The following is an 18,332-nucleotide window of genomic DNA, read 5'->3' on the forward strand; positions in this document are numbered from 1 at the left end:
TGCTCCGAAAAAAGTTATTGTGGCTGATAACGGCAACGGGCCACCGCATCAAGCCAGCCTTTATAGTTTTCCTGCATGTTTTCTATGTGTTGTTCACGTGGCATTATCACGCTGCCACCTTGCAGCGCCTGCATTTCACTACCCTGTTGCCACCAGCCCAGCACTTTCCCTGCCAGCAACGCGGCCCCCAGCGCCGAGACTTCGGCAGTAGGCACGCGCTGCAGTGGTCGTTGCAATACATCAGCCTGCAACTGCATCAGCCAGGCGTTTTCAGTCGCGCTGCCATCAACGCACAGCGCCGGGAGCTGCACGCCGCTGGCCTGCTCCATTACGAAGAACACATCGGCGATCTGAAAAGCGATAGATTCCAGCGCCACGCGGGCTAAGACGGCGGGCGTCGCGGCATCGGTCAGTCCGCACACCATGCCGCGCGCCTTTAAATCCCACCATGGTGCGCCAAGGCCGGAGAGTGCCGGAACGAAATAGATACCCTGATTATTCGCGGCGCTTGCGGCCAGCGTGGTTAATTCGCGGGGATCGTGAATTCCCAGCATTTTCCCCAGCCAGGCCGCACCTGAACCGGTGTGGGTAATATTGCCTTCGAAGGCAAAGCGCAGCTGCCCGTCATGCCATGCCACGGTGGTGCTAAGACCGTTTTCGGTCATCAGCGGTGTCGCCATTGACATCATCAGGGATGAACCGGTGCCGTAGGTGGCTTTTACTACTTCCGCATCACCACGACGCTGCGCCTGTAGCGCTGCATGGGAGTCTCCAATGCGTGCCAGGATTGGCGTACCTGGCGCCAGGCCGGGAATATCTTTTACCACCACCACGCCTTGTTCACTGGCGGATGAGGTGATCGCTGGAAGCGCTGCGCGCGGCAGTTGAAACAGCGCCAGCAGCTCATCGTCCCAGTCATTGTGATGCAGGCTGTAAAGCTGCGTCCGTGCTGCATTGGCATGATCGGTAATAAAGCTTCCCCCTGCGGTGAGTTGCCAGGTCAGCCAGCTATCAACGGTGCCAATACATAACTCTCCCGCTGCGGCACGAGCGGCGCCGTCAGGAATAGCGGCCAGCATGCCGGTCAGCTTGGCGGCGGGAAACATCGGATCAACCGCCAGCCCGGTTAAGCCGGTAATGCGAGGCGCTTTGCCAGCCTGATGGAGATCGCGACAAAAAGATTCGGAGCGGCGATCCTGCCAGCTCACCAGCGGTGTCAGTGGCTTGCCGTCACGACGTTGCCAAATCAATACCGATTCACGCTGATTACTGATTGCGACTGCCGCAACCGCCCTTCCCGCGCACTGAGCCAGACATTGCGTGATAGCCTGTTTGACTGCCAGCCAGATCGCCAGGGGATCTTGCTCTGCCAGACCCGGCTGCGGATGGTCCAGCGTCAAATTCTGACTACCGCGCGCCACCACTTCTCCCTGGCGATTCACCGCGATTGCCTTCGCATTCGTGGTGCCTTCATCGATCGCCAGAATCACAGGATCTTCCATGCTTACGCTCCCGCGCAGATGCGCAATGCATTTTTTACGAGGCTGGCCGCATCAATGCCGTGGTGTGCGCGTGTTGAAGCACGATCGCCAGCAATGGCGTATTCACCATCTGGAATACCCAGGCGCAACAGCGGAATGCCACAGCCGCCTTCAGCTAACACTTCTGCGATCAGGCTGCCAACGCCGCCATTGACGTTGTGTTCTTCAACCGTGATTACCGCTGGATAGTGATCTAGCAGGTTACGCAGCTGTTGGGTATCGCAAGGCCGAATCGATGGAATGGCGATCACACCGGCTGAAATGCCAGACTCTGCCAGTTGCAGCGCGGCGTGAACTGCCTCGTGAACCGTGGACCCCATCGCCACCAGCGCAATGTCTTTACCTTCTCGCAGCTGATCGATTTGGCCGGGCTTAAACTGGTAGTTTTCCTCGTGCAGCTGAGGCAGCTCTTTGCCATCAAGACGGATATAAACCGGCCCAACGTGCGCCAGCGCATAATCAATGATTTGGCGGCACTCCAGCGGGCAAGACGGCGCGTAAATTTCAATATTGCCAAAACCGCGCATCACCGCGATGTCATCAATGCTGTGATGGGTGCTGGCGAGCGGGCCATAACTGGCCCCCGCATTCAGGCCAAACAGTTTGACATTGGTGTTGTTGTAGCAGACATCGACTTTTACCTGCTCGTTGGCTCGCGATACCAGGAATGGCGCCGCATTACAGGTGACCGCGACTTTGCCACCCAGCGCCAGGCCGGCAGCAGTGCCGACCAGGGTTTGTTCAGCGATACCCACGTTGATCAGCCGATCGGGAAAGGCGTTAATAAACGGCGCGATTTTTGCGGTCGAGGTCGAATCCGCTACCACCGGAACGAGATCCACGCCATGGTTAACGGCATCGATAAAGGCTGTCACCATCACGCTGGCTAAATGTTGTGCATTACTCATCTTTCAGTTCCTCCATTGCCAGCGCGATCTCTTCTCCTTTCGGAACGCGGTGGTGCCATTCGGGTTTGCTCTGAATAAAGGAGATACCAAAACCTTTTTCGGTATGCGCAACGATGACCTGCGGCTTACCGTTTTGCGGCAGGTTTTCAATCGTTTCAACCACAGCAGCCATGTCATTGCCGCTGCATTCCGTCACCTCAAACCCAAAGGCACGCCATTTTTCTGCTAGCGGATCGGTATTCATGATGTCGCGCGTCGCGCCTGCCAGTTGCAGTTTGTTTTTGTCATTAATGATGATCAGATTGTCGAGGCCGTAATGGGCCGCCACCAATGCCGCCTCCCAGTTGCTGCCCTCTGCCAGCTCGCCATCACCGGTCACTACAAAAATGCGGCGCTTGCTGTTGTCTTTCTTCGCAGCAATCGCAATGCCCACCGCCACGGGTAAACCGTGACCCAGCGCGCCAGTATTCAGCTCAACGCCAGGCGTTTTCTGCCGCACCGGATGGCCCGGCAAATGCGAATCGGCGTGTTGATAAGTTGGCAGCCAGTCCGCAGGAAAATAGCCCGCTTCGGCTAATACGCAGTAATAGCCGCCAACTGCATGCCCTTTCGACTGGATATAGATGTCGCGCTGATCGTCCTCGGTTCGATCGGGTGCGCAATTCAGGATGCGAAAATAAAGCGCCGTCAGAATTTCCACCTGCGATAAATCAGCGCCAGTATGACCTCCCGCCGGGCTGCCCGCGTTAAGTTGAATAATACGACGGCGGATCGCCCGCGCTTTGCTTTTCAGCTCGTCCACCGAGAGATTAAAAGGATTCATAGTCCACCTCTGAATTTTAAATCGTTTATGAATATATATTCATGGATGCTAAAAAAAGTGCAGACAAGCGTGTCCTGCACCCTTACCGATTCAGTGCTTACTCTCAGCCTCCTCAATCAGCGCTTTCTGCGCGACTACGGCGGCTTTTTGCTGCATACGGCTCTGCGTTTGATCGATAATCACAGCGATAATGATGACGATGCCTTTAATCACCATCTGCCAGAATTCACTCACGCCCATCATAATTAAGCCATCAGCCAGAAAGCCGATAACAAAAGCGCCAATTAGCGTGCCGAGGATGGTGCCGCGACCGCCCGCCAGCGACGTCCCACCCAGTACCACTGCGGCGATAGCGTTCATTTCAAAGGCAGTGCCGTTAGCGGGATGGCTTGCCACCAGTTGCGACGACACGACGATACCGGCAATCGCTGCGCAGAAACCGGAAAGCGTATACACCAGAATTTTTATCTGTCTGGTTTTCACCCCTGATAACTCGGCAGCGCGTTCATTATCGCCAATGGCATAGACCTGACGGCCAAACGGCAACCGACGGGCGATATAGGCGATAACCAGTGCCAGCAGCACCATTATCCAGATGGCGTAAGGCAAGCCGAGGAAATTGCCTGCCCCAATTTTGTCAAAACCGGTATTGCCGAGCTGAGGATTACCTTGCAAACCCGGGAAGGTTTCACCGCCAGAAGTGAGCATTGCCGCACCGCGCAGAATGTACATCGTGCCAAGCGTGCAGATAAACGGCGCGACGTTATAGCGAGTGATAATCCAGCCGTTGCCCGCGCCAATTAAGGCACCGATTAGCAGAACTATCGGCACAATCAGCCAGACGCTGGGAAAGATCGCAATGCCAAACCACGGCAGCACAATCCCTTTCGTGATCAGCCAACCGGCGATCATGCCGCATAACCCAAGCGTTGCGCCGATAGAGAGATCAATGCCCGCCGTAATAATGACAAAGGTGATGCCGAGCGCCAGGAAGGCATTGATAGCAATGTGCTTCACCATAATGACCATGCTGCCAGGCGCAAGAAAGTCCGGCACGGTAATGGAGAAAAAACCGACAATAAGGATTAACGCAATAAAGGTGCGCAGCTTTAGCAACAATAACAGCACGCTTTCGCGTGAATTAAACGCTTTGGTAGGTTGAGTGGTCAGCGCCACGGCTGGATTGGTTTTCATGTTAAAACCCCTGCGCACTTGCTTTAACCAACGCTGATTCTTCCGCTTGATGGCGTGGAATATCAGCCGTAAGTTTGCCGCCAGACATCACCAGAATGCGATCGGCCACCGCCATAATTTCTTTAAGATCCGAGGTCGAAAACAGTACCGCGATACCCTGCTGTGATAATTGCACCATCATGCGAAAGACTTCCGCCTTAGCGCCTACGTCAATGCCACGACTTGGCTCATCCAGCAACAGCAGTCGCGGGTTCGTCAGCAATGAGCGGCCAATCACCACTTTCTGTTGGTTACCGCCACTTAATGCGCTAATCGCCACGTCGGGCGAGGACACTTTGATCGACAGGTTGCCTACCGTGCTGGCTACCGCTTGCTGTTCTGCCTGCTGCGCGATTGAAAAGCGATGCGATAAACGCCGCCACAGGCTGGCAATCGTCAGGTTGCTGGCAACCGAAGAGACCGGAAAAATACCGGCGCGCTTGCGATCTTCTGGCACCAGACTCATTCCCATGCGGATGCGTTCGGCGGTAGGCAGCCGTGTGGGCAGTGGTTTGCTGTCAAGCCACAGCTTGCCAAAATAGTTGCGCTGACTGCCTAACAGACATTCAAACAGTTCCGTGCGGCCCGCGCCCATCAGTCCATAAATGCCAACGATTTCGCCAGCGCGTACCTGAAAACTCACATCATCCACCAGGATGTTGCCGTTTGGGCTCACACAGGTAATGTGCTGGGCTTCAAGTATCGGCGCACCAAAGTCACGCTCTTCCGGCAGAAAATTGGTGACCGGCTCGCTACCGAGCATTTCGCGCACGATCCACGGCACATCAATTTCACTGACTTTGGCTTCTGCCTGAAAACACCCATCGCGTAAAATAGTGATGACATCACCAATCGCCATCAACTCCTCCAGCCGATGCGAGATATAGATGACAGAAACCCCCTGACGCGTCAGTTCACGAATGACACGGAACAGAATTTCCACTTCGGTTTTACTTAACGCCGAGGTAGGTTCATCGAGGATCAAAATGTCAGCATCTTCTGCCAGCGCTTTGGCGATTTCGACCAGCTGCTGTTGCCCAACCTTGAGGTTGCCGACACGCTCTTTTGGCGAGATGTTTTGATCCAGCCGCTGCATCAGGGCGGCAGTGCGGCGCTCCTGTTCAGCCTGATTAATTGGACGTATGCCCTTTTGCAGCTCGCGTCCCAAAAACAGGTTTTCCGCCACCGACAGGTTTTCGAACAGATTTAACTCCTGATGCACCATGCCAATCCCATGACGCGCCGCCTCACGGGTACTGCCAAACACCACGCTCTCACCGTTAAGCAAGAGTTGACCGCTGGTTGGTCGCTGAACACCGGCAAGAATCTTCATCAGCGTAGATTTACCGGCGCCATTTTCGCCGATGATGACGTTGACTTTGCCGCGCCAGACGCGGTAATCGACCCGATCCAGCGCCAGCGTGCCGGGAAACAGCATGGACACGTTATTCGCCTGTAGAATGATTTCATCGCTCATCAGGGTTCTCCCCGTTTCAGCTCAATAGCTACGACATCCTCAACGCTGCCCTGCGCCATCGTGACCGCCATAAGTGCCTGCACCGGTTTGTTGACCCAGCTGGCGTTAACTGGTGGCAATTGTTTTACCGCATGACGGTTCAGCGCTTTGGTGAGTTGCGCATACTGGACCTGATTCGTGAACTCTTCAAAGCGAAAACCAGCGGCATCCCGGATAGCATTGCTGCGAAGTACCGGACCAATACTGACCTTCACGGGCTTGCCGTTAAAGGTCAGGGTCAGGGTGCGTTCACGTGCGTTACTGTCATCAAACACGCTGACAACGCCGCTGGCCCGCACGAAAACGCTCTCCCTGGTGCCGGCCTTCACTGTCTGGCTTTTGGTTTCCATATCTGCCCAGCTCAGCGCGTGACCGTTTGCGGTCTCCATCACCCTGGTTGGCCAGCTTTCTTGCGCGATCTGCTGCGGCGTTTGGTTGGTATAGCCCGGTTTAGCGTTGGGATCTTTAGGCAGGATCGGCTTGCCGTTCGCATCCAGATCAACCACCGTGCAGGCACTTAACCATGCCATTGCGCCCAATACAGCCAGCATCCGCTTCATCGCGTTCCGCCTTATTTGGCCAGGTTAAAGTTTTTCAGTCTGGACGCGTTGCTGTCGTCAATCAGCACACAATCCATCAGCTGCTTTTCCTCTTTCTGCGCTTTGCCGTTTTTCAGGTAGTCATCGGCCTGCACGACTGCCATTTGCGCCTGCTCCCAGCCCGGCTGTAATACGGTGGCTTTGATATTGCCTTTGTTGAGGATGGAATCACGTGTGTAGTCGCTGCCATCAAAGCCGACCACAATCACTTTGGTTTTCCCTGCGGCTTTTAAGGCGGCTTCGGCACCGAGCGCCATGGTGTCGTTGCCGGAGATCACGCCAGCAATATTGGGATTTTTTTGCAGAATGGTTTCCATGCGACTAAAGGCTTCAGTCTGACTCCAGTTAGCGCTTTGCTGCGCGACCATTTTCATATCGCTGTAATCATCAAGGACATCGTGATAACCCTGCGAACGCACGCCCGCATTGGTATCGGATTCTTTGCCGAGCAGCTCAACATAGTCGCCCTTACCGCCTAAAAGTTTGGCGAACTTTTCTGCGCCAAGCTGGGCGCCCTGATAGTTATTGGAAACTATTTGCGCAACCGCCACGCCCGTTTTGTTGATTTCACGATCGATAAGAAAAGTGGGAATGCCGGCATCTTTAGCCTTCTGTACCGGGCCAACCGTGGCATCCGCGCCCGCGTTGTCAAGGATGATGGCCTTTGCTTTACGTGCAATGGCGGTTTCAATGAGCTGATTCTGTTTACTGACGTCGTCATCGTGAGAGGCCACCAGCGTGGCATAGCCTAACGCTTTGGCTTTGGCTAAGGCGCCCTCGGCTTCAGCTTTAAAAAACGGGTTGTCGTGTGAGGGGGTGATGATTGCCAGCAAGCCTTTATCTGCCGCCAGTGAAACGGCTGAAAATGCCATTATTGATGCCAGTAAGGTAATTTTGACGAGAGGTAGGGTCATCGGTTATTCTCCACTTGAATAAATATTCACGTGCGATTTTATATTCAAACAGACTATGCGCCGACCTTTACGCGCCGTCCAATGCCGGATTGCTAAAAAGCGAAAACGATCACAGTTTGTCCTGCATTGTGATTTTGACCGCCCTGGTTAACAATATCGGGCAGAAGCAGAGAAGGAATAACTGATGGCTAAACAGGATGAACAGCGACTAATGGTAAAGATTGCCACACTTTACTATGTCGAAGGGATGAAGCAGTCAGAGATTGCCCAGTCGTTAAAACTGTCACAGTCTTTTGTCTCACGCATCCTGAATCGCAGCGTGAAAGAAGGTGTAGTGAAGATTAGCGTGGTGCCGCCTGCCAATGTCTTTCCCGAGCTGGAAAAAGCCATTGAGCAGATTTATAACCTGCCGCAAGCTATTGTGGTGGATGTGCCAGACAACGCGTCGGCGTTGCAGGTTAAACAGGCGATTGGTTCGGCGGCGGCACACTATCTGGAAACGCGTTTACGCGCTGATGAACTGATTGGCATCTCCTCCTGGAGCGGTACTATTCGCGCCATGGTCGATGCGCTGCATCCACTTAACGCGCCTTGTAAAGGTGTCATACAGTTGCTGGGCGGTGTCGGTGCCAACGGCAACGTGCAGGCGACAATTTTAACGCAAAATCTGGCGGCGCTGTTGGATTGTCCGGCATGGTTATTGCCTTCCCAATCGATTGAGCATTCGGTAAGCGATCGACAGCGCCTGGCGGCAAATGTCGATGTGGCTGAAGTGCTGCGTAAGTTTGACGAGGTAGATTTAGCGATTGTCGGTATTGGCGATCTGGAGCCTTCGGCGCTGCTGCGTAACTCTGGCAATTATTACGATGAAGAGATGCTGCGTATCCTCGCTGAACGCGGCGCGGTTGGCGATATTTGTTTGCACTACTTTGATGATACGGGCAAGCCGGTTTTGCATACCGACGAGGATCCGGTGATTGGTATGGAACTGGCGCAGGTTAAACAGTGTCCGCAAGTGGTGGCGCTGGCTGGGGGCACGGATAAAGCCCAGGCCATTCGCGGCGCGCTGCGCGGTGGCTATGTAAACGTGTTGATCGTGGATTATCCGACCGCGCGGTTATTGCTGGAGTAGCTGAACAGCGCACTTCTGCCGGGCCGTCAAATCGTTCGATAGGCCGTGGTTACTTTCCACAAATAGCGCGGCGCCTGCGCGGCGGGATGTTTATTCTGCACATGCTGGTAAAACTCATCGGGCGACATCGCATTGATCATCGCAATGGCACGATCGCGATTAGGTGAAAATGTACGCAACAGCGCACCGGCGCCATTGGCATAAGACACGATGGTTGCATAGCGCAGCGTCAGCGGGTTGCGAATGCCTGACAGCGCCGAATCCTGCAAAATTTTCAGATAGGCTGTACCAATATCGATATTTTTCGCCGGATCACGCAATTCAGCGTTTGACGGCTGACCACGACGCCCCTGAGTGCGGTACACCTCGCGCCCAGCGGTAGAGGCTTTAATCTGCATTAATCCCACCGCATTAGAACGGCTTACCACGGTTGGATTCCCACCCGATTCGACACTAATAATGGCGCTGATCAACTTTTCATCAACGCCATAATGACTGGCGGCATTTTCGGTGAACAGAGCCCAGGCGTCATTGACACTGGAAGGCGGTGCCTGGGTTAAGGGCGTGTTTTTCTCTTTGACGTAGGTTTGTGGCGGTTCGCTGGCACAGCCAGTCAGAAGTAAAGCCGAGAGCACAACGCAGCGAATTTTCAGCAATTTTTCATCTCGTCGCAGGGATCACGCGAGCTATCATACCTGGCGCGCCGTTCAGCAAAATTACCATTTATCCTAAATACATAAAAAAGGGGAGCGTGGGATGACTTCACCGCCACTTTTCGTCATCATCGCCAGAAAATACACCCCGCTAACAGCAGGAAAGCGTTATGATTCCCCGTTCAATCCATCTCATCTCCCCTTCCGGTTATTGTCACAATCAGCCTGCAGCGAAACGCGGGGTTAATTATCTGCGTGATGCCGGGCATCAGGTAGAAAATGACAAGGTCATTGCGCGCCGGTTCCAGCGTTTTGCCGGAACCGATGCCGAACGACTGGCAGATATTAATCAGCTCGCACAGCTTGAAACGCTGCCGGATATTGTACTGGCGGTGCGCGGCGGCTATGGTGCCAGCCGCCTGCTTGAAGCAATCGATTATATCGGCCTGCAACGCCGGTTACTCAACCAACCGCTGGCCCTGTGTGGACACAGCGACTTTACCGCCATTCAGTTAGCGCTGTTGGCGCAGGTGGGATTGATCAGCTTTAGCGCGCCGATGCTGGCAGGAAACTTTGGCGCGGAGGCTTTATCTGATTTTACCCTGCAGCACTTTTGGCAGGCGTTATCATCGCCTACAGTCAATGTGGCGTGGCAAAGCACGACGCCGGATAATGGCAACTGGCAGGGTACGCTATGGGGCGGCAATCTGGCGATGATCTGTTCGTTGATCGGGACGCCGTGGCTGCCGCAAATTGAGAACGGTATTCTGGTCATTGAAGATGTGAATGAGCATCCGTTTCGCATTGAACGCATGCTCATTCAGCTCCAGCAGTGCGGCATTCTGGCGCGGCAGCGCGCTATTGTCACGGGCAGCTTTACCAGCACGGCGCTCTCGGCATATGACAACGGCTTTGATTTTTCTACCGTCTGGCAGCGTATCCGTGATACAAGCGGCCTGCCGGTTATCAGCGACTTAACCTTTGGTCACGCCCCGGATACCGTAACATTACCGTTAGGCGCCAGCGCACGTTTGCAGGTGATGCAGGGCCAGGCGCAGCTGCAGGCGACCGGACATCCCGTTTTGCGCTAAACCTTATGGTTTGGGAGATCGACATTGAAGCCGCTGTATGACGATTTGTGGATCTCAACCCCGGAATTTCCGGTGGAAGATGCTGTGAATGACTTAATGATGCACGGGTTTATGCTGCGCCATCCGCGCGGCAACCTGTTAATTGGGCGAGTAGAAAATCCGCTGGACCATGAAGTGTTAGCGGATGCCGGAGGCGTGATCCGTCACTATTTCACCCACTGGCATGAGTCTGCACCCGGCGCTGCGGTGATTCAGCAGCGTTTTAATAGCGCATTGTATTGCCATAATCGCTCGCTCGGGCCAGTGAGCCGTTATGTGGAGCCGGACGATACCTTCAGTCAGCCGGAAACCCACTTCGGTGATTTTCATCTGCTGCCAACACCAGGCCATACGCCGGGCAGCTGCAGTTTTCTCTATCATTCACCGCTGGGTCTGACTTATCTGTTCGTCGGCGATACCATTACGCGTTCGCACGATCGCTGGGTGACCGTGTTAGTCCCGGACAGTAACCCCACCGAACTACAACAGTCGCTGGAATTTTTGCGCATATTACGACCGGATGTGGTGTTGATGAGTACCACAGTACCACGCGCGGGCATCTTTCGTGGCAAAAAGTGACGCTGCAAAGCTGGCTGGCAGCCATTGATGAAGCGGAGCAACAGCCGCTGGATCTGCGCCAGCAGCCGCTATTTTGATTACAGCATTTTACTCAGGTAATGGGGCTGGTGGTGATGAGGATAATGGTCGAGACTAAAACGCAGCGTATAACCCAATTTCTCGTAAAACGGACGAGCCTGAAAGCTGGCAGTATCGACCTGAGCATATAAACAGCCGCGCTGGCGCGCTTCCTCTTCTGCCGCCTGAATCAGCTGTCGCTCCACCCCTTGACCACGCAACAGATCGCTCACCCACAACATATCAATACGCAGCCAGTTGCCGTAAGTAGAACCGGTCAATCCCGCCAGTTTTTTGCCGTTTGCATCGCTAACGAACACGCCGATGGTTTTGAACGTATCGATATTAATAAAACGGCTATTAAAAGCATTCAGGCCCAGACGAATTTCATCTAAATCGTGTTGCATAACCTTATCAGTGACGTTCAGCTGCATAGATGCTCCTGGCGTGGCGGGTTAAGAATGAGGGTGCTGGCTGTCGTCGTAGCGCTCCAGACTTAATACATCAACGTCACGCTTATCGGTGCGGCTACAGGGCAGCAGCTTATCGCTGCCGCGATAGACGAAGAAGATCTGTTCGCTGTTTTTGTTCACGATAAGCTGATCGCCATTACGAAAACGGGTGATGGCCACTTTGTCGCCGCCCTCAAGCCGCGTGCGCTGCTGACCGGACGCAATCTGGAAATGCCCTTGCGGCCACATCACAGTGCTGAGTCCGTATTCGGCGCGAGAAACAGTCATTACTGGGCGTCCGGGACAGTGGATTTGAAATTCGCTTTCACTCCAGGCTGGCGCAGTCTGGCAAGCCAGCAAAGTCGCGACAATAATTGCAGCCTTCATTCGGTTTCTCCGCTGAAGTTTTTTGATTTTACTGATTTTTTTAGCTTAACATAATCGAGGAGAGAAGAAAGGCAATCGGCTCGCGGGGAACGAGCCGAAAAAGTTCAGTCAGTTGCCAACAGAAGACATATCTTTCAATTGATCCCGGTTGATTTGCTGCTCATGGCCGTAAATATCTTTATAGGAGATCATACCGGTATCTTCATCCACCTGCGGTTTGCCTTCAACCACTATGGTGCGGCCATCATTCGTGTGAAGAACATGGTCGTTTGCACAGCTCGCCAGCATGAAACCGCTGGTAATGAGTCCAATCAGCATCAGCGTCTTTTTCATGGAATACCCCTTGGTTGTAAAATACCAAGTTTAGCACAGCGTAAAATAATTGAGACCAGGAAAAGGTAGAATACCAGCAAAAGTCGCATCGCGTCCTGCGATGCTGACCAGTGAAACGTTATTCTGCTGCGACTTCCGCCGCAACTAACATCAATGCTAACCCGGCGTAATCGCGATCGTACGCCTGCATGACTTCACGAATTGCATCGGCACATGCGTTAACCTGCTGCTTTCTCTCAGCCTCAAGCTTTTCAATCGCATGCCGAACAATCATTAGACTGGCTTCTTCTTCTTTCATCATTTATCCCTGAATTTGCTTAACTGGTGCGCAAAGATGGCAAGAGTACCGTTTATCTGCTACTAAAGTCACCCCTTTACATTTCTGTTGTTTAACAATTAAACAAATGCAAATGGGAACCTGTTTTAAAACTGCTATGATCAAGCTATAAGTGACGCAACGCGATAGAATCAGCGCCACACGATTCCGAGGGAATGATGTAGGAACAGGATTATGTTGCGACGCGGTATTTTCACATTATTTCTCCTTCTGACTGGATGCGCATCTGGGCCGCAGGGCGTTGATTGCCCTGGCGAAGTCACCACCCTGTATGGGCAACCGCTAGGACAAACGCATGGCCTTATTTTTGACCTGGTCAGCTCATTTTCAGTCAGTAAGAAGGATGTCACGGTACAGAGTGGGACATTGAAATCGTTGGATCGTTTCAGATATGTGCCTTCTGCTGTCACGCGCGAGGGTTATTATGCGCAGCGTCTTTCTGATAAACAGTTTCGTCTTATCAATCCTTATCAGGATACCCAGATTACCTGGACATGCCCTTAAAGGATGAATCCTGCCGCAAGATGGTTTATTGTCAGGAAATCTTAAATGAGAGGTCCTCTTCTCTTATGGAAAAGCGTCTGGATAATAACGGTTATATCGATTTCCCTTTCCCCACCACGCATAATGCTGATGGGTCAGTGAATCCCTGCGGAATCGATCTCACGCTCGAAACCGATCGTATCGAAGAGATTGCCGTGACTCGTCATTCCGCTAATTTGCGGCGGTTGCTGGAAGAGGTAAATTTGCAGGACGGCATATTTATGACGCTGGCCTGCGACTGGCAGCAAACGTCAGAGGCAATATGTGGATTTGTCGATGTGGCCTTTCGCCCGGTTTTGCTTCAGCACAACCATAACGAAGCCCTGCAGCTTGAACATGCCTTTTATAACTATCTCAGCGAACAGGAAACGCAGCATAACATGGCGGCGGATTCACTGGTGAACTATGCCCGCTCGGTGCTGGACTGGTGCTGGTCACCGCTGCGTCAGCGTCAGCGAGAATACGAAAAAATCACTATCCAGTATTATTGCCAGCAGGCTGAAGATGCTGAATGGTGTTTCGACCATTTGCGCCACTTCCTGGTAAGCTGGTATCCCCTTTCAACCCACCCTGCTTCGCCATAGCGGCAGGGAGCCGCACCGCTGTAGGTTCAGCTAAACGTTCGCGCTACCCATGGCGCATCTTTCCAGGCGGTGAAGGAAACGAGTAAAAGCCGTTTGCTCAAGCGTGCATTTCAACAATAAACGATAAAACCGGCCTGAAACCGGTTTTTTACATCAGAGTTTTACTAAACGAATCGCGTGTTCAAGGATACGTTGTTCATCACGTTCACTGTGTGAACGATGCTGTCGGGTGCGTTTTAACAGGTCAAATATTTTATCACGTCGGGTTTCCTGACCAGATTCAGCCAGCATGATCACAGCATCGCCAATGACCCGACAAACCTCATCATAATCGTCTTCATTCAGCACATCACGTTTCATCATCCCTCCCTATTTCGCTGTGAGCGAATCTCTGTTTCGACAAGGTTAGACAGTAAACACTTAGCCTGCAAAGTTGTGGTCATTCACAGCCAGAAATGATTTTTACTGAATCATTTACGCTCTTTTTCCGCGGATCCGGCCACATTTGCTACGCTTTTAGAGTGTAACTAAAACCAAGGAGATAAAGATGTCAGGAAAAATCGAAGATGCAGTAAAAGAAACGGCGGGTGCTGCACAGGAACAATGGGGTGAAGCAACGAATTCACCTAAGCATCAAGTGAAAGGTGCCGCGCGTCGTTATACTAACCAGGCTAGCTATGCGGCCCGCGATGCAGCGGATTGCATTAAAGACCAGGTTCAGTCGAACCCGTTTGCCGGGATGGCTGTTGCCGCAGGCGTCGGTGTTTTCATCGGCTTTCTGCTGGGACGCAAATAATCCCTTTTACTCACGGAAGCCACTGGCTTCCGTTTTGTTTTCTTTGCCCTTGCTGCTCCCTCCTCTTCTTTTGCCAGACATGGCCCTTAACCAATCGCTAAAAATTTATTACATTTAGTTTTAGGATAAACCCTATGAAAAATAACGCTATTTTTCTGAGCAGATGCATTTCCTTGTCTATGCTTAATGTTTCCTCAGCTTAGAAACGCCTTTGTTAACTTTTCAGAAAAGGGGATCACATGAAGAGAGCTTCAGCATTACTGCTGGTCGTCGCAACGCTAACTGCCCTGGCCGGTTGTTCACATCGCAGCAGCGCGGTGAAAGAAGATGGTCGTCCACATGCGCCAGGTGGCCAGGCATCACCAGGCGGCACGCTGGGTTCAGGTCCGGTAGGTCAGCCCCAGTCCTGATGTTAAAAAAGCCGGCCAGCGCGCCGGTTTTTACTTTTTTACTAACGGCTTATGACGATCGCTCCCACTACCAGCACAGCAAACATGATACCAAACGTAAGGAAGCCATGCTTTCTGGTATGTGACATCCCCACAAACACGGAAACGACCAGAAACAATAGCGTCAACGCCCCCGCCATCACCCAAAAAAGATACTGCTGATTTGCCATGGTTGATTCTCTCCGCACCCACATAAAACTGGGCAGATTGTATAACAATATCCACGCGCTTAATAATCGCGCCGTTTTGCCTGTATATGTTCAAATTTATAGGGCGACGTCTTCGGGAGATGCTGGCAGCGCCTCCACGTTCTGAATAGAGGACGCACGTAGAAAAGCTAATATTTCTCATGACGATGCGGAATTTAGTGCCTCATCACCCATCACCCGCTCCATAACCTTCTCAGCCCGGCGCAACGTCGTTACTGCCCGTTCGCCGGGGCTTCTTTATGCAGCAAACCGACGCTATCTATTTGTGTGCAGATAGTGTTCGCTAATGTCTGTTAGGGCTTTACCCATATCTGGAACAGGAGAGCGGTTTATTATCACGCATTAGCGCCATCTTCTTCCTTCTTTCCAGCCATGCGAGAGAAAATGTTGAACTGGATCGACACCTGCTGCAGCCACATCTTTGTGAATTGCCAAATAAAGTTTAGGATCAAAACCCTCTGGCGTTTTAGTAGGTTTGTATTTTTCTACAATCTCTTCCTTCATTAATATCAGGTCGTTAATCTTCCTCTCTACTTCATTCTCAATATTCTTTATATTTTTTATTTTTTCGAAAAGTGGCATTGCACCTGACAAAGAGGGTGACCATGATCGCGTGCTGAAATCACGCTTACTTTGGATAGGCCATTGATGATATTGTGATTCATTATTATTAATGACTATTTTGTTAATTTTGATACCTGTCATTAACTCCGAATAAACTAAGGATAGCTGATCTCTTCTACTGTATCTTAAAATTTTCCCATACCACGTTTCCATTAATTCTATTACGTCAGGTTCCATATGATTTCTTATTATCATTCCGGCCCAATAGGGTTTACGATGAAGGGCATCAGGGCAAATTATTTGATAATGATTCATCTGCTCAAATAATCGAGCCGAATCATCTAGCCCTGACTGAACAACGGCGAAAAATTCCTCATAAACACTGTTTCTGAAAGAGTGTATTGAAAAAGAAACATTGCCAGCTTTTCAAAAGTCTTTAATCAATTTAACAGGGTCAACAAGTAGCTTAACCGTATTATCTATATATACTGAGCTTTTAAATTCCGGCAGGAATTTATGTGGATTGACTTTCACCATCCTTTGACTTCTTACCGAGTCAAGAGGGAAGGCAGGTTTTACAATTCTAATCTCCCAGGTATCACTGGTAATATTTTCATCATCGGTAAAACAAATCTTTTTAACTTTTGACGCTTTTGCTTCGCCTTGCAACTCATTTAATTCCTCATAACCACCAAAAACGCCAGTATAAAGACAATATGAGCCAGCAGTAAAAATCATATCTAGTCCTAAATTTTTTCAATCAATATATTAAAGAATACATAATTTTCTAACCGGTCTAAAGGAAATAGCGGATAAAAATGACATTTATCCACCGTATTTTGAGCCTTTAATATTTTACTTCATGTCAAATGAATTCCACTGGCCAAACGAACATATTATCAGTGTTCGCATCCAAACGGCTAATCACGATGCGGACTTGCAAAGCAGCAAGAAGCTTCTCTGTACTTGTTAACACAATGAGAGAGTTTTGGGCCAGAAAGAAATCAAGGCTCAGGGAGAATGGAACCCCGCCCACTTTCCACAAACAGAAAGCTCTGGCAGAACCTCTTTAACACGGTCAGGATGTAGATAATCAGCGACGGCCTCGTCATAAAAGCCAGTTCAGACCGATAAAGATAACAATGGCAGAGGAAAGAACTGTCTTGTTTTGGCGGTATAAAGGACGTATTTATTAAGCTGTTTTGCAGAAGGTTTTTGCAGAAAGAATGATGAACGGGTGAAATCACACCGACCGCCATAAGAGAGGTCGGAGTGAAAGTACGTCTGTTATTACATATTTTCGATAATCGCGTTGCCAAACTCTGAACATTTCAGCAGCTTAGCGCCATCCATTAGACGTTCGAAATCGTAGGTCACGGTTTTGTTGGCGATAGCGCCTTCCATGCCTTTAACGATCAGATCGGCGGCTTCGAACCATTCCATGTGACGCAGCATCATTTCTGCAGACAGAATAACCGAACCTGGATTCACTTTATCCTGGCCCGCATATTTAGGCGCGGTGCCATGAGTCGCTTCGAACAGCGCACATTCGTCACCGATGTTTGCACCCGGCGCAATACCGATTCCACCCACCTGCGCCGCCAGGGCGTCAGAAATATAGTCACCGTTCAGGTTCATACAGGCAATCACATCGTACTCCGCTGGACGCAGCAGGATCTGTTGCAGGAACGCATCCGCAATCACGTCTTTAACGATGATCTCTTTGCCGGTGTTCGGGTTGTTAAATTTCATCCAGGGGCCGCCATCGATCAGCTCACCGCCGAACTCTTCTTTCACTAACTGGTAGCCCCAGTCTTTGAAAGAACCTTCGGTGAATTTCATGATGTTGCCTTTGTGAACCAGCGTCAGTGAATCACGATCGTTGGTGATGGTATATTCAACCGCTGCACGAACCAGGCGCTTAGTGCCCTCTTCTGAACACGGCTTCACGCCAATACCACACTGCTCTGGGAAGCGAATTTTCTTCACGCCCATTTCTTCGCGCAGGAATTTGATCACTTTATCTGCTTCAGCAGAACCGGCTTTCCACTCGATACCCGCGTAGATGTCTTCAGAGTTTTCGCGGAAAATCACCATGTCGGTCTCTTCTGGACGCTTAACCGGACTTGGCGTGCCTTTGTAGTAACGCACCGGACGCAGACACACGTACAGATCAAGTTCCTGGCGCAGAGCAACGTTCAGAGAACGAATACCGCCGCCCACTGGCGTCGTCAGCGGGCCTTTGATGGCAACACGATATTCTTTGATTAAATCGAGGGTTTCTTGCGGCAGCCAGACATCCTGACCGTAAAGTTCAACAGATTTTTCACCGGTGTAAATCTCCATCCAGGAGATTTTTCGCTCGCCGTTGTAGGCCTTTTTCACAGCGGCATCAACCACTTTCAGCATAACAGGTGATACGTCAACACCAATACCATCACCTTCAATGTAAGGAATGACCGGGTTATTCGGGACCACCAGTTTTCCCTGATCCAGAGTGATTTTTTGACCTTCCGCCGGAACAACTACTTTGCTTTCCATTAACCTCTCCTTCGAGCGATTTTTTGTTAATGATTTGTAAGATGCGCGTCAA

General features: G+C 51.3%; 23 protein-coding genes and 1 pseudogene. 7 read left to right on the forward strand and 17 right to left on the reverse strand.

Going from position 1 to position 18,332, the window contains the following annotated elements:
* Window positions 1-14: 14 nt before the first annotated feature.
* From QRY16_RS09800 to QRY16_RS09830, 7 genes are all read right to left on the reverse strand, one after another.
* Complete coding sequence (locus QRY16_RS09800; protein WP_289776442.1) at window positions 15-1,502, reverse strand: FGGY family carbohydrate kinase; 1,488 nt, start codon at window positions 1,500-1,502, stop codon at window positions 15-17.
* Window positions 1,503-1,504: 2 nt separating this feature from the next.
* Window positions 1,505-2,449, reverse strand: a complete 945-nt coding sequence (locus QRY16_RS09805; RefSeq protein WP_289776443.1) for a transketolase family protein — start codon at window positions 2,447-2,449, stop codon at window positions 1,505-1,507.
* Window positions 2,442-3,272, reverse strand: a complete 831-nt coding sequence (locus QRY16_RS09810; protein WP_289776444.1) for a transketolase — start codon at window positions 3,270-3,272, stop codon at window positions 2,442-2,444. The genes QRY16_RS09805 and QRY16_RS09810 overlap by 8 nt, the downstream gene beginning before the upstream one ends.
* Before the next feature lie 90 nt (window positions 3,273-3,362).
* The gene (locus QRY16_RS09815; RefSeq protein WP_289776445.1) at window positions 3,363-4,466 is read right to left on the reverse strand and encodes an ABC transporter permease; all 1,104 of its coding nucleotides are present in this window, start codon (window positions 4,464-4,466) and stop codon (window positions 3,363-3,365) included.
* Between the two features lies 1 nt (window position 4,467).
* Window positions 4,468-5,982, reverse strand: coding sequence for a sugar ABC transporter ATP-binding protein (locus tag QRY16_RS09820; RefSeq protein ID WP_289776446.1), 1,515 nt, complete (start codon window positions 5,980-5,982; stop codon window positions 4,468-4,470).
* The gene (locus QRY16_RS09825; RefSeq protein WP_193405361.1) at window positions 5,982-6,581 is read right to left on the reverse strand and encodes a DUF2291 family protein; all 600 of its coding nucleotides are present in this window, start codon (window positions 6,579-6,581) and stop codon (window positions 5,982-5,984) included. Before QRY16_RS09825 ends, QRY16_RS09820 begins: the two co-directional genes overlap by 1 nt.
* A gap of 11 nt (window positions 6,582-6,592) precedes the next feature.
* On the reverse strand, window positions 6,593-7,534 hold the full coding sequence (locus tag QRY16_RS09830) for a D-ribose ABC transporter substrate-binding protein (protein ID WP_289776447.1): 942 nt from the start codon (window positions 7,532-7,534) through the stop codon (window positions 6,593-6,595).
* Between the two features lie 184 nt (window positions 7,535-7,718).
* On the opposite strand from QRY16_RS09830, the gene QRY16_RS09835 reads away from it, so the two are divergent.
* Window positions 7,719-8,666: a sugar-binding transcriptional regulator gene (locus QRY16_RS09835; protein ID WP_193405363.1), complete on the forward strand. Its 948-nt coding sequence runs from the start codon at window positions 7,719-7,721 to the stop codon at window positions 8,664-8,666.
* 26 nt (window positions 8,667-8,692) lie between these two features.
* Here the strand turns inward: QRY16_RS09835 and emtA are convergent, their stop codons facing one another.
* Window positions 8,693-9,322, reverse strand: coding sequence for a membrane-bound lytic murein transglycosylase EmtA (gene emtA / locus QRY16_RS09840; RefSeq protein WP_193405364.1), 630 nt, complete (start codon window positions 9,320-9,322; stop codon window positions 8,693-8,695).
* A gap of 167 nt (window positions 9,323-9,489) precedes the next feature.
* Between emtA and ldcA the strand changes: the two genes are divergently transcribed.
* Both ldcA and QRY16_RS09850 read left to right on the forward strand, forming a co-directional pair.
* The gene (gene ldcA / locus QRY16_RS09845) at window positions 9,490-10,410 is read left to right on the forward strand and encodes a muramoyltetrapeptide carboxypeptidase (protein WP_289776448.1); all 921 of its coding nucleotides are present in this window, start codon (window positions 9,490-9,492) and stop codon (window positions 10,408-10,410) included.
* 24 nt (window positions 10,411-10,434) lie between these two features.
* Window positions 10,435-11,105: pseudogene (locus QRY16_RS09850) on the forward strand (MBL fold metallo-hydrolase).
* Here the strand turns inward: QRY16_RS09850 and QRY16_RS09855 are convergent.
* From QRY16_RS09855 to QRY16_RS09870, 4 genes are all read right to left on the reverse strand, one after another.
* Window positions 11,106-11,519 (reverse strand): GNAT family N-acetyltransferase, encoded by a 414-nt coding sequence (locus QRY16_RS09855; protein ID WP_289776449.1) that lies wholly within the window; start codon window positions 11,517-11,519, stop codon window positions 11,106-11,108.
* 21 nt (window positions 11,520-11,540) lie between these two features.
* A complete protein-coding gene (locus tag QRY16_RS09860) occupies window positions 11,541-11,924 on the reverse strand; it encodes a hypothetical protein (protein ID WP_193405368.1) in 384 nt (127 codons plus the stop codon).
* Between the two features lie 108 nt (window positions 11,925-12,032).
* A complete protein-coding gene (locus QRY16_RS09865; protein ID WP_193405369.1) occupies window positions 12,033-12,257 on the reverse strand; it encodes a YgdI/YgdR family lipoprotein in 225 nt (74 codons plus the stop codon).
* A gap of 118 nt (window positions 12,258-12,375) precedes the next feature.
* Window positions 12,376-12,555: a hypothetical protein gene (locus tag QRY16_RS09870; protein WP_193405523.1), complete on the reverse strand. Its 180-nt coding sequence runs from the start codon at window positions 12,553-12,555 to the stop codon at window positions 12,376-12,378.
* Window positions 12,556-12,768: 213 nt separating this feature from the next.
* On the opposite strand from QRY16_RS09870, the gene QRY16_RS09875 reads away from it, so the two are divergent.
* Both QRY16_RS09875 and QRY16_RS09880 read left to right on the forward strand, forming a co-directional pair.
* Window positions 12,769-13,098, forward strand: a complete 330-nt coding sequence (locus QRY16_RS09875) for a hypothetical protein (RefSeq protein WP_289776450.1) — start codon at window positions 12,769-12,771, stop codon at window positions 13,096-13,098.
* Between the two features lie 65 nt (window positions 13,099-13,163).
* Window positions 13,164-13,721, forward strand: a complete 558-nt coding sequence (locus QRY16_RS09880; protein ID WP_289776451.1) for a hypothetical protein — start codon at window positions 13,164-13,166, stop codon at window positions 13,719-13,721.
* Between the two features lie 153 nt (window positions 13,722-13,874).
* On the opposite strand, the gene QRY16_RS09885 is transcribed toward QRY16_RS09880, so the two are convergent.
* Complete coding sequence (locus QRY16_RS09885; protein WP_193405524.1) at window positions 13,875-14,081, reverse strand: DUF2767 family protein; 207 nt, start codon at window positions 14,079-14,081, stop codon at window positions 13,875-13,877.
* Between the two features lie 187 nt (window positions 14,082-14,268).
* Between QRY16_RS09885 and QRY16_RS09890 the strand changes: the two genes are divergently transcribed.
* Together QRY16_RS09890 and QRY16_RS09895 are read left to right on the forward strand one after the other, a co-directional pair.
* Window positions 14,269-14,517, forward strand: a complete 249-nt coding sequence (locus QRY16_RS09890) for an ElaB/YgaM/YqjD family protein (RefSeq protein WP_289776452.1) — start codon at window positions 14,269-14,271, stop codon at window positions 14,515-14,517.
* A 239-nt stretch (window positions 14,518-14,756) separates the two neighbouring features.
* Window positions 14,757-14,927, forward strand: coding sequence for a YgdI/YgdR family lipoprotein (locus QRY16_RS09895; protein WP_193405372.1), 171 nt, complete (start codon window positions 14,757-14,759; stop codon window positions 14,925-14,927).
* 41 nt (window positions 14,928-14,968) lie between these two features.
* Here the strand turns inward: QRY16_RS09895 and QRY16_RS09900 are convergent, their stop codons facing one another.
* From QRY16_RS09900 to icd, 4 genes are all read right to left on the reverse strand, one after another.
* A complete protein-coding gene (locus tag QRY16_RS09900; protein ID WP_289776453.1) occupies window positions 14,969-15,136 on the reverse strand; it encodes a hypothetical protein in 168 nt (55 codons plus the stop codon).
* A gap of 381 nt (window positions 15,137-15,517) precedes the next feature.
* Entirely contained in the window at window positions 15,518-15,976 is a 459-nt protein-coding gene (locus tag QRY16_RS09905) for a hypothetical protein (RefSeq protein ID WP_289776454.1), read from the reverse strand.
* A gap of 189 nt (window positions 15,977-16,165) precedes the next feature.
* On the reverse strand, window positions 16,166-16,477 hold the full coding sequence (locus QRY16_RS09910) for a glycosyltransferase domain-containing protein (protein ID WP_289776455.1): 312 nt from the start codon (window positions 16,475-16,477) through the stop codon (window positions 16,166-16,168).
* 552 nt (window positions 16,478-17,029) lie between these two features.
* On the reverse strand, window positions 17,030-18,280 hold the full coding sequence (gene icd / locus QRY16_RS09915) for an NADP-dependent isocitrate dehydrogenase (RefSeq protein WP_289776456.1): 1,251 nt from the start codon (window positions 18,278-18,280) through the stop codon (window positions 17,030-17,032).
* Window positions 18,281-18,332: the final 52 nt, after the last annotated feature.

It is taken from the genome of Mixta mediterraneensis (genome assembly GCF_030283135.1).
Classification (GTDB): Bacteria; Pseudomonadota; Gammaproteobacteria; order Enterobacterales; family Enterobacteriaceae; genus Pantoea; species Pantoea mediterraneensis.

Excerpts from the sequence above, each read along its gene's own strand:
- QRY16_RS09825 (WP_193405361.1), bottom strand. The coding sequence starts at position 6,581 with ATGAAGCGGATGCTGGCTGTATTGGGCGCAATGGCATGGTTAAGTGCC.
- QRY16_RS09910 (WP_289776455.1), bottom strand. The coding sequence starts at position 16,477 with ATGATTTTTACTGCTGGCTCATATTGTCTTTATACTGGCGTTTTTGGT.
- QRY16_RS09880 (WP_289776451.1), top strand. The coding sequence starts at position 13,164 with ATGGAAAAGCGTCTGGATAATAACGGTTATATCGATTTCCCTTTCCCC.
- QRY16_RS09890 (WP_289776452.1), top strand. The coding sequence starts at position 14,269 with ATGTCAGGAAAAATCGAAGATGCAGTAAAAGAAACGGCGGGTGCTGCA.
- QRY16_RS09895 (WP_193405372.1), top strand. The coding sequence starts at position 14,757 with ATGAAGAGAGCTTCAGCATTACTGCTGGTCGTCGCAACGCTAACTGCC.
- QRY16_RS09800 (WP_289776442.1), bottom strand. The coding sequence starts at position 1,502 with ATGGAAGATCCTGTGATTCTGGCGATCGATGAAGGCACCACGAATGCG.
- QRY16_RS09820 (WP_289776446.1), bottom strand. The coding sequence starts at position 5,982 with ATGAGCGATGAAATCATTCTACAGGCGAATAACGTGTCCATGCTGTTT.
- QRY16_RS09835 (WP_193405363.1), top strand. The coding sequence starts at position 7,719 with ATGGCTAAACAGGATGAACAGCGACTAATGGTAAAGATTGCCACACTT.
- QRY16_RS09885 (WP_193405524.1), bottom strand. The coding sequence starts at position 14,081 with ATGAAACGTGATGTGCTGAATGAAGACGATTATGATGAGGTTTGTCGG.
- QRY16_RS09870 (WP_193405523.1), bottom strand. The coding sequence starts at position 12,555 with ATGAAAGAAGAAGAAGCCAGTCTAATGATTGTTCGGCATGCGATTGAA.
- QRY16_RS09805 (WP_289776443.1), bottom strand. The coding sequence starts at position 2,449 with ATGAGTAATGCACAACATTTAGCCAGCGTGATGGTGACAGCCTTTATC.
- QRY16_RS09860 (WP_193405368.1), bottom strand. The coding sequence starts at position 11,924 with ATGAAGGCTGCAATTATTGTCGCGACTTTGCTGGCTTGCCAGACTGCG.
- QRY16_RS09865 (WP_193405369.1), bottom strand. The coding sequence starts at position 12,257 with ATGAAAAAGACGCTGATGCTGATTGGACTCATTACCAGCGGTTTCATG.
- QRY16_RS09900 (WP_289776453.1), bottom strand. The coding sequence starts at position 15,136 with ATGGCAAATCAGCAGTATCTTTTTTGGGTGATGGCGGGGGCGTTGACG.
- QRY16_RS09875 (WP_289776450.1), top strand. The coding sequence starts at position 12,769 with ATGTTGCGACGCGGTATTTTCACATTATTTCTCCTTCTGACTGGATGC.
- QRY16_RS09810 (WP_289776444.1), bottom strand. The coding sequence starts at position 3,272 with ATGAATCCTTTTAATCTCTCGGTGGACGAGCTGAAAAGCAAAGCGCGG.
- QRY16_RS09855 (WP_289776449.1), bottom strand. The coding sequence starts at position 11,519 with ATGCAGCTGAACGTCACTGATAAGGTTATGCAACACGATTTAGATGAA.
- QRY16_RS09815 (WP_289776445.1), bottom strand. The coding sequence starts at position 4,466 with ATGAAAACCAATCCAGCCGTGGCGCTGACCACTCAACCTACCAAAGCG.
- ldcA (WP_289776448.1), top strand. The coding sequence starts at position 9,490 with ATGATTCCCCGTTCAATCCATCTCATCTCCCCTTCCGGTTATTGTCAC.
- icd (WP_289776456.1), bottom strand. The coding sequence starts at position 18,280 with ATGGAAAGCAAAGTAGTTGTTCCGGCGGAAGGTCAAAAAATCACTCTG.
- QRY16_RS09830 (WP_289776447.1), bottom strand. The coding sequence starts at position 7,534 with ATGACCCTACCTCTCGTCAAAATTACCTTACTGGCATCAATAATGGCA.
- QRY16_RS09905 (WP_289776454.1), bottom strand. The coding sequence starts at position 15,976 with ATGGAACCTGACGTAATAGAATTAATGGAAACGTGGTATGGGAAAATT.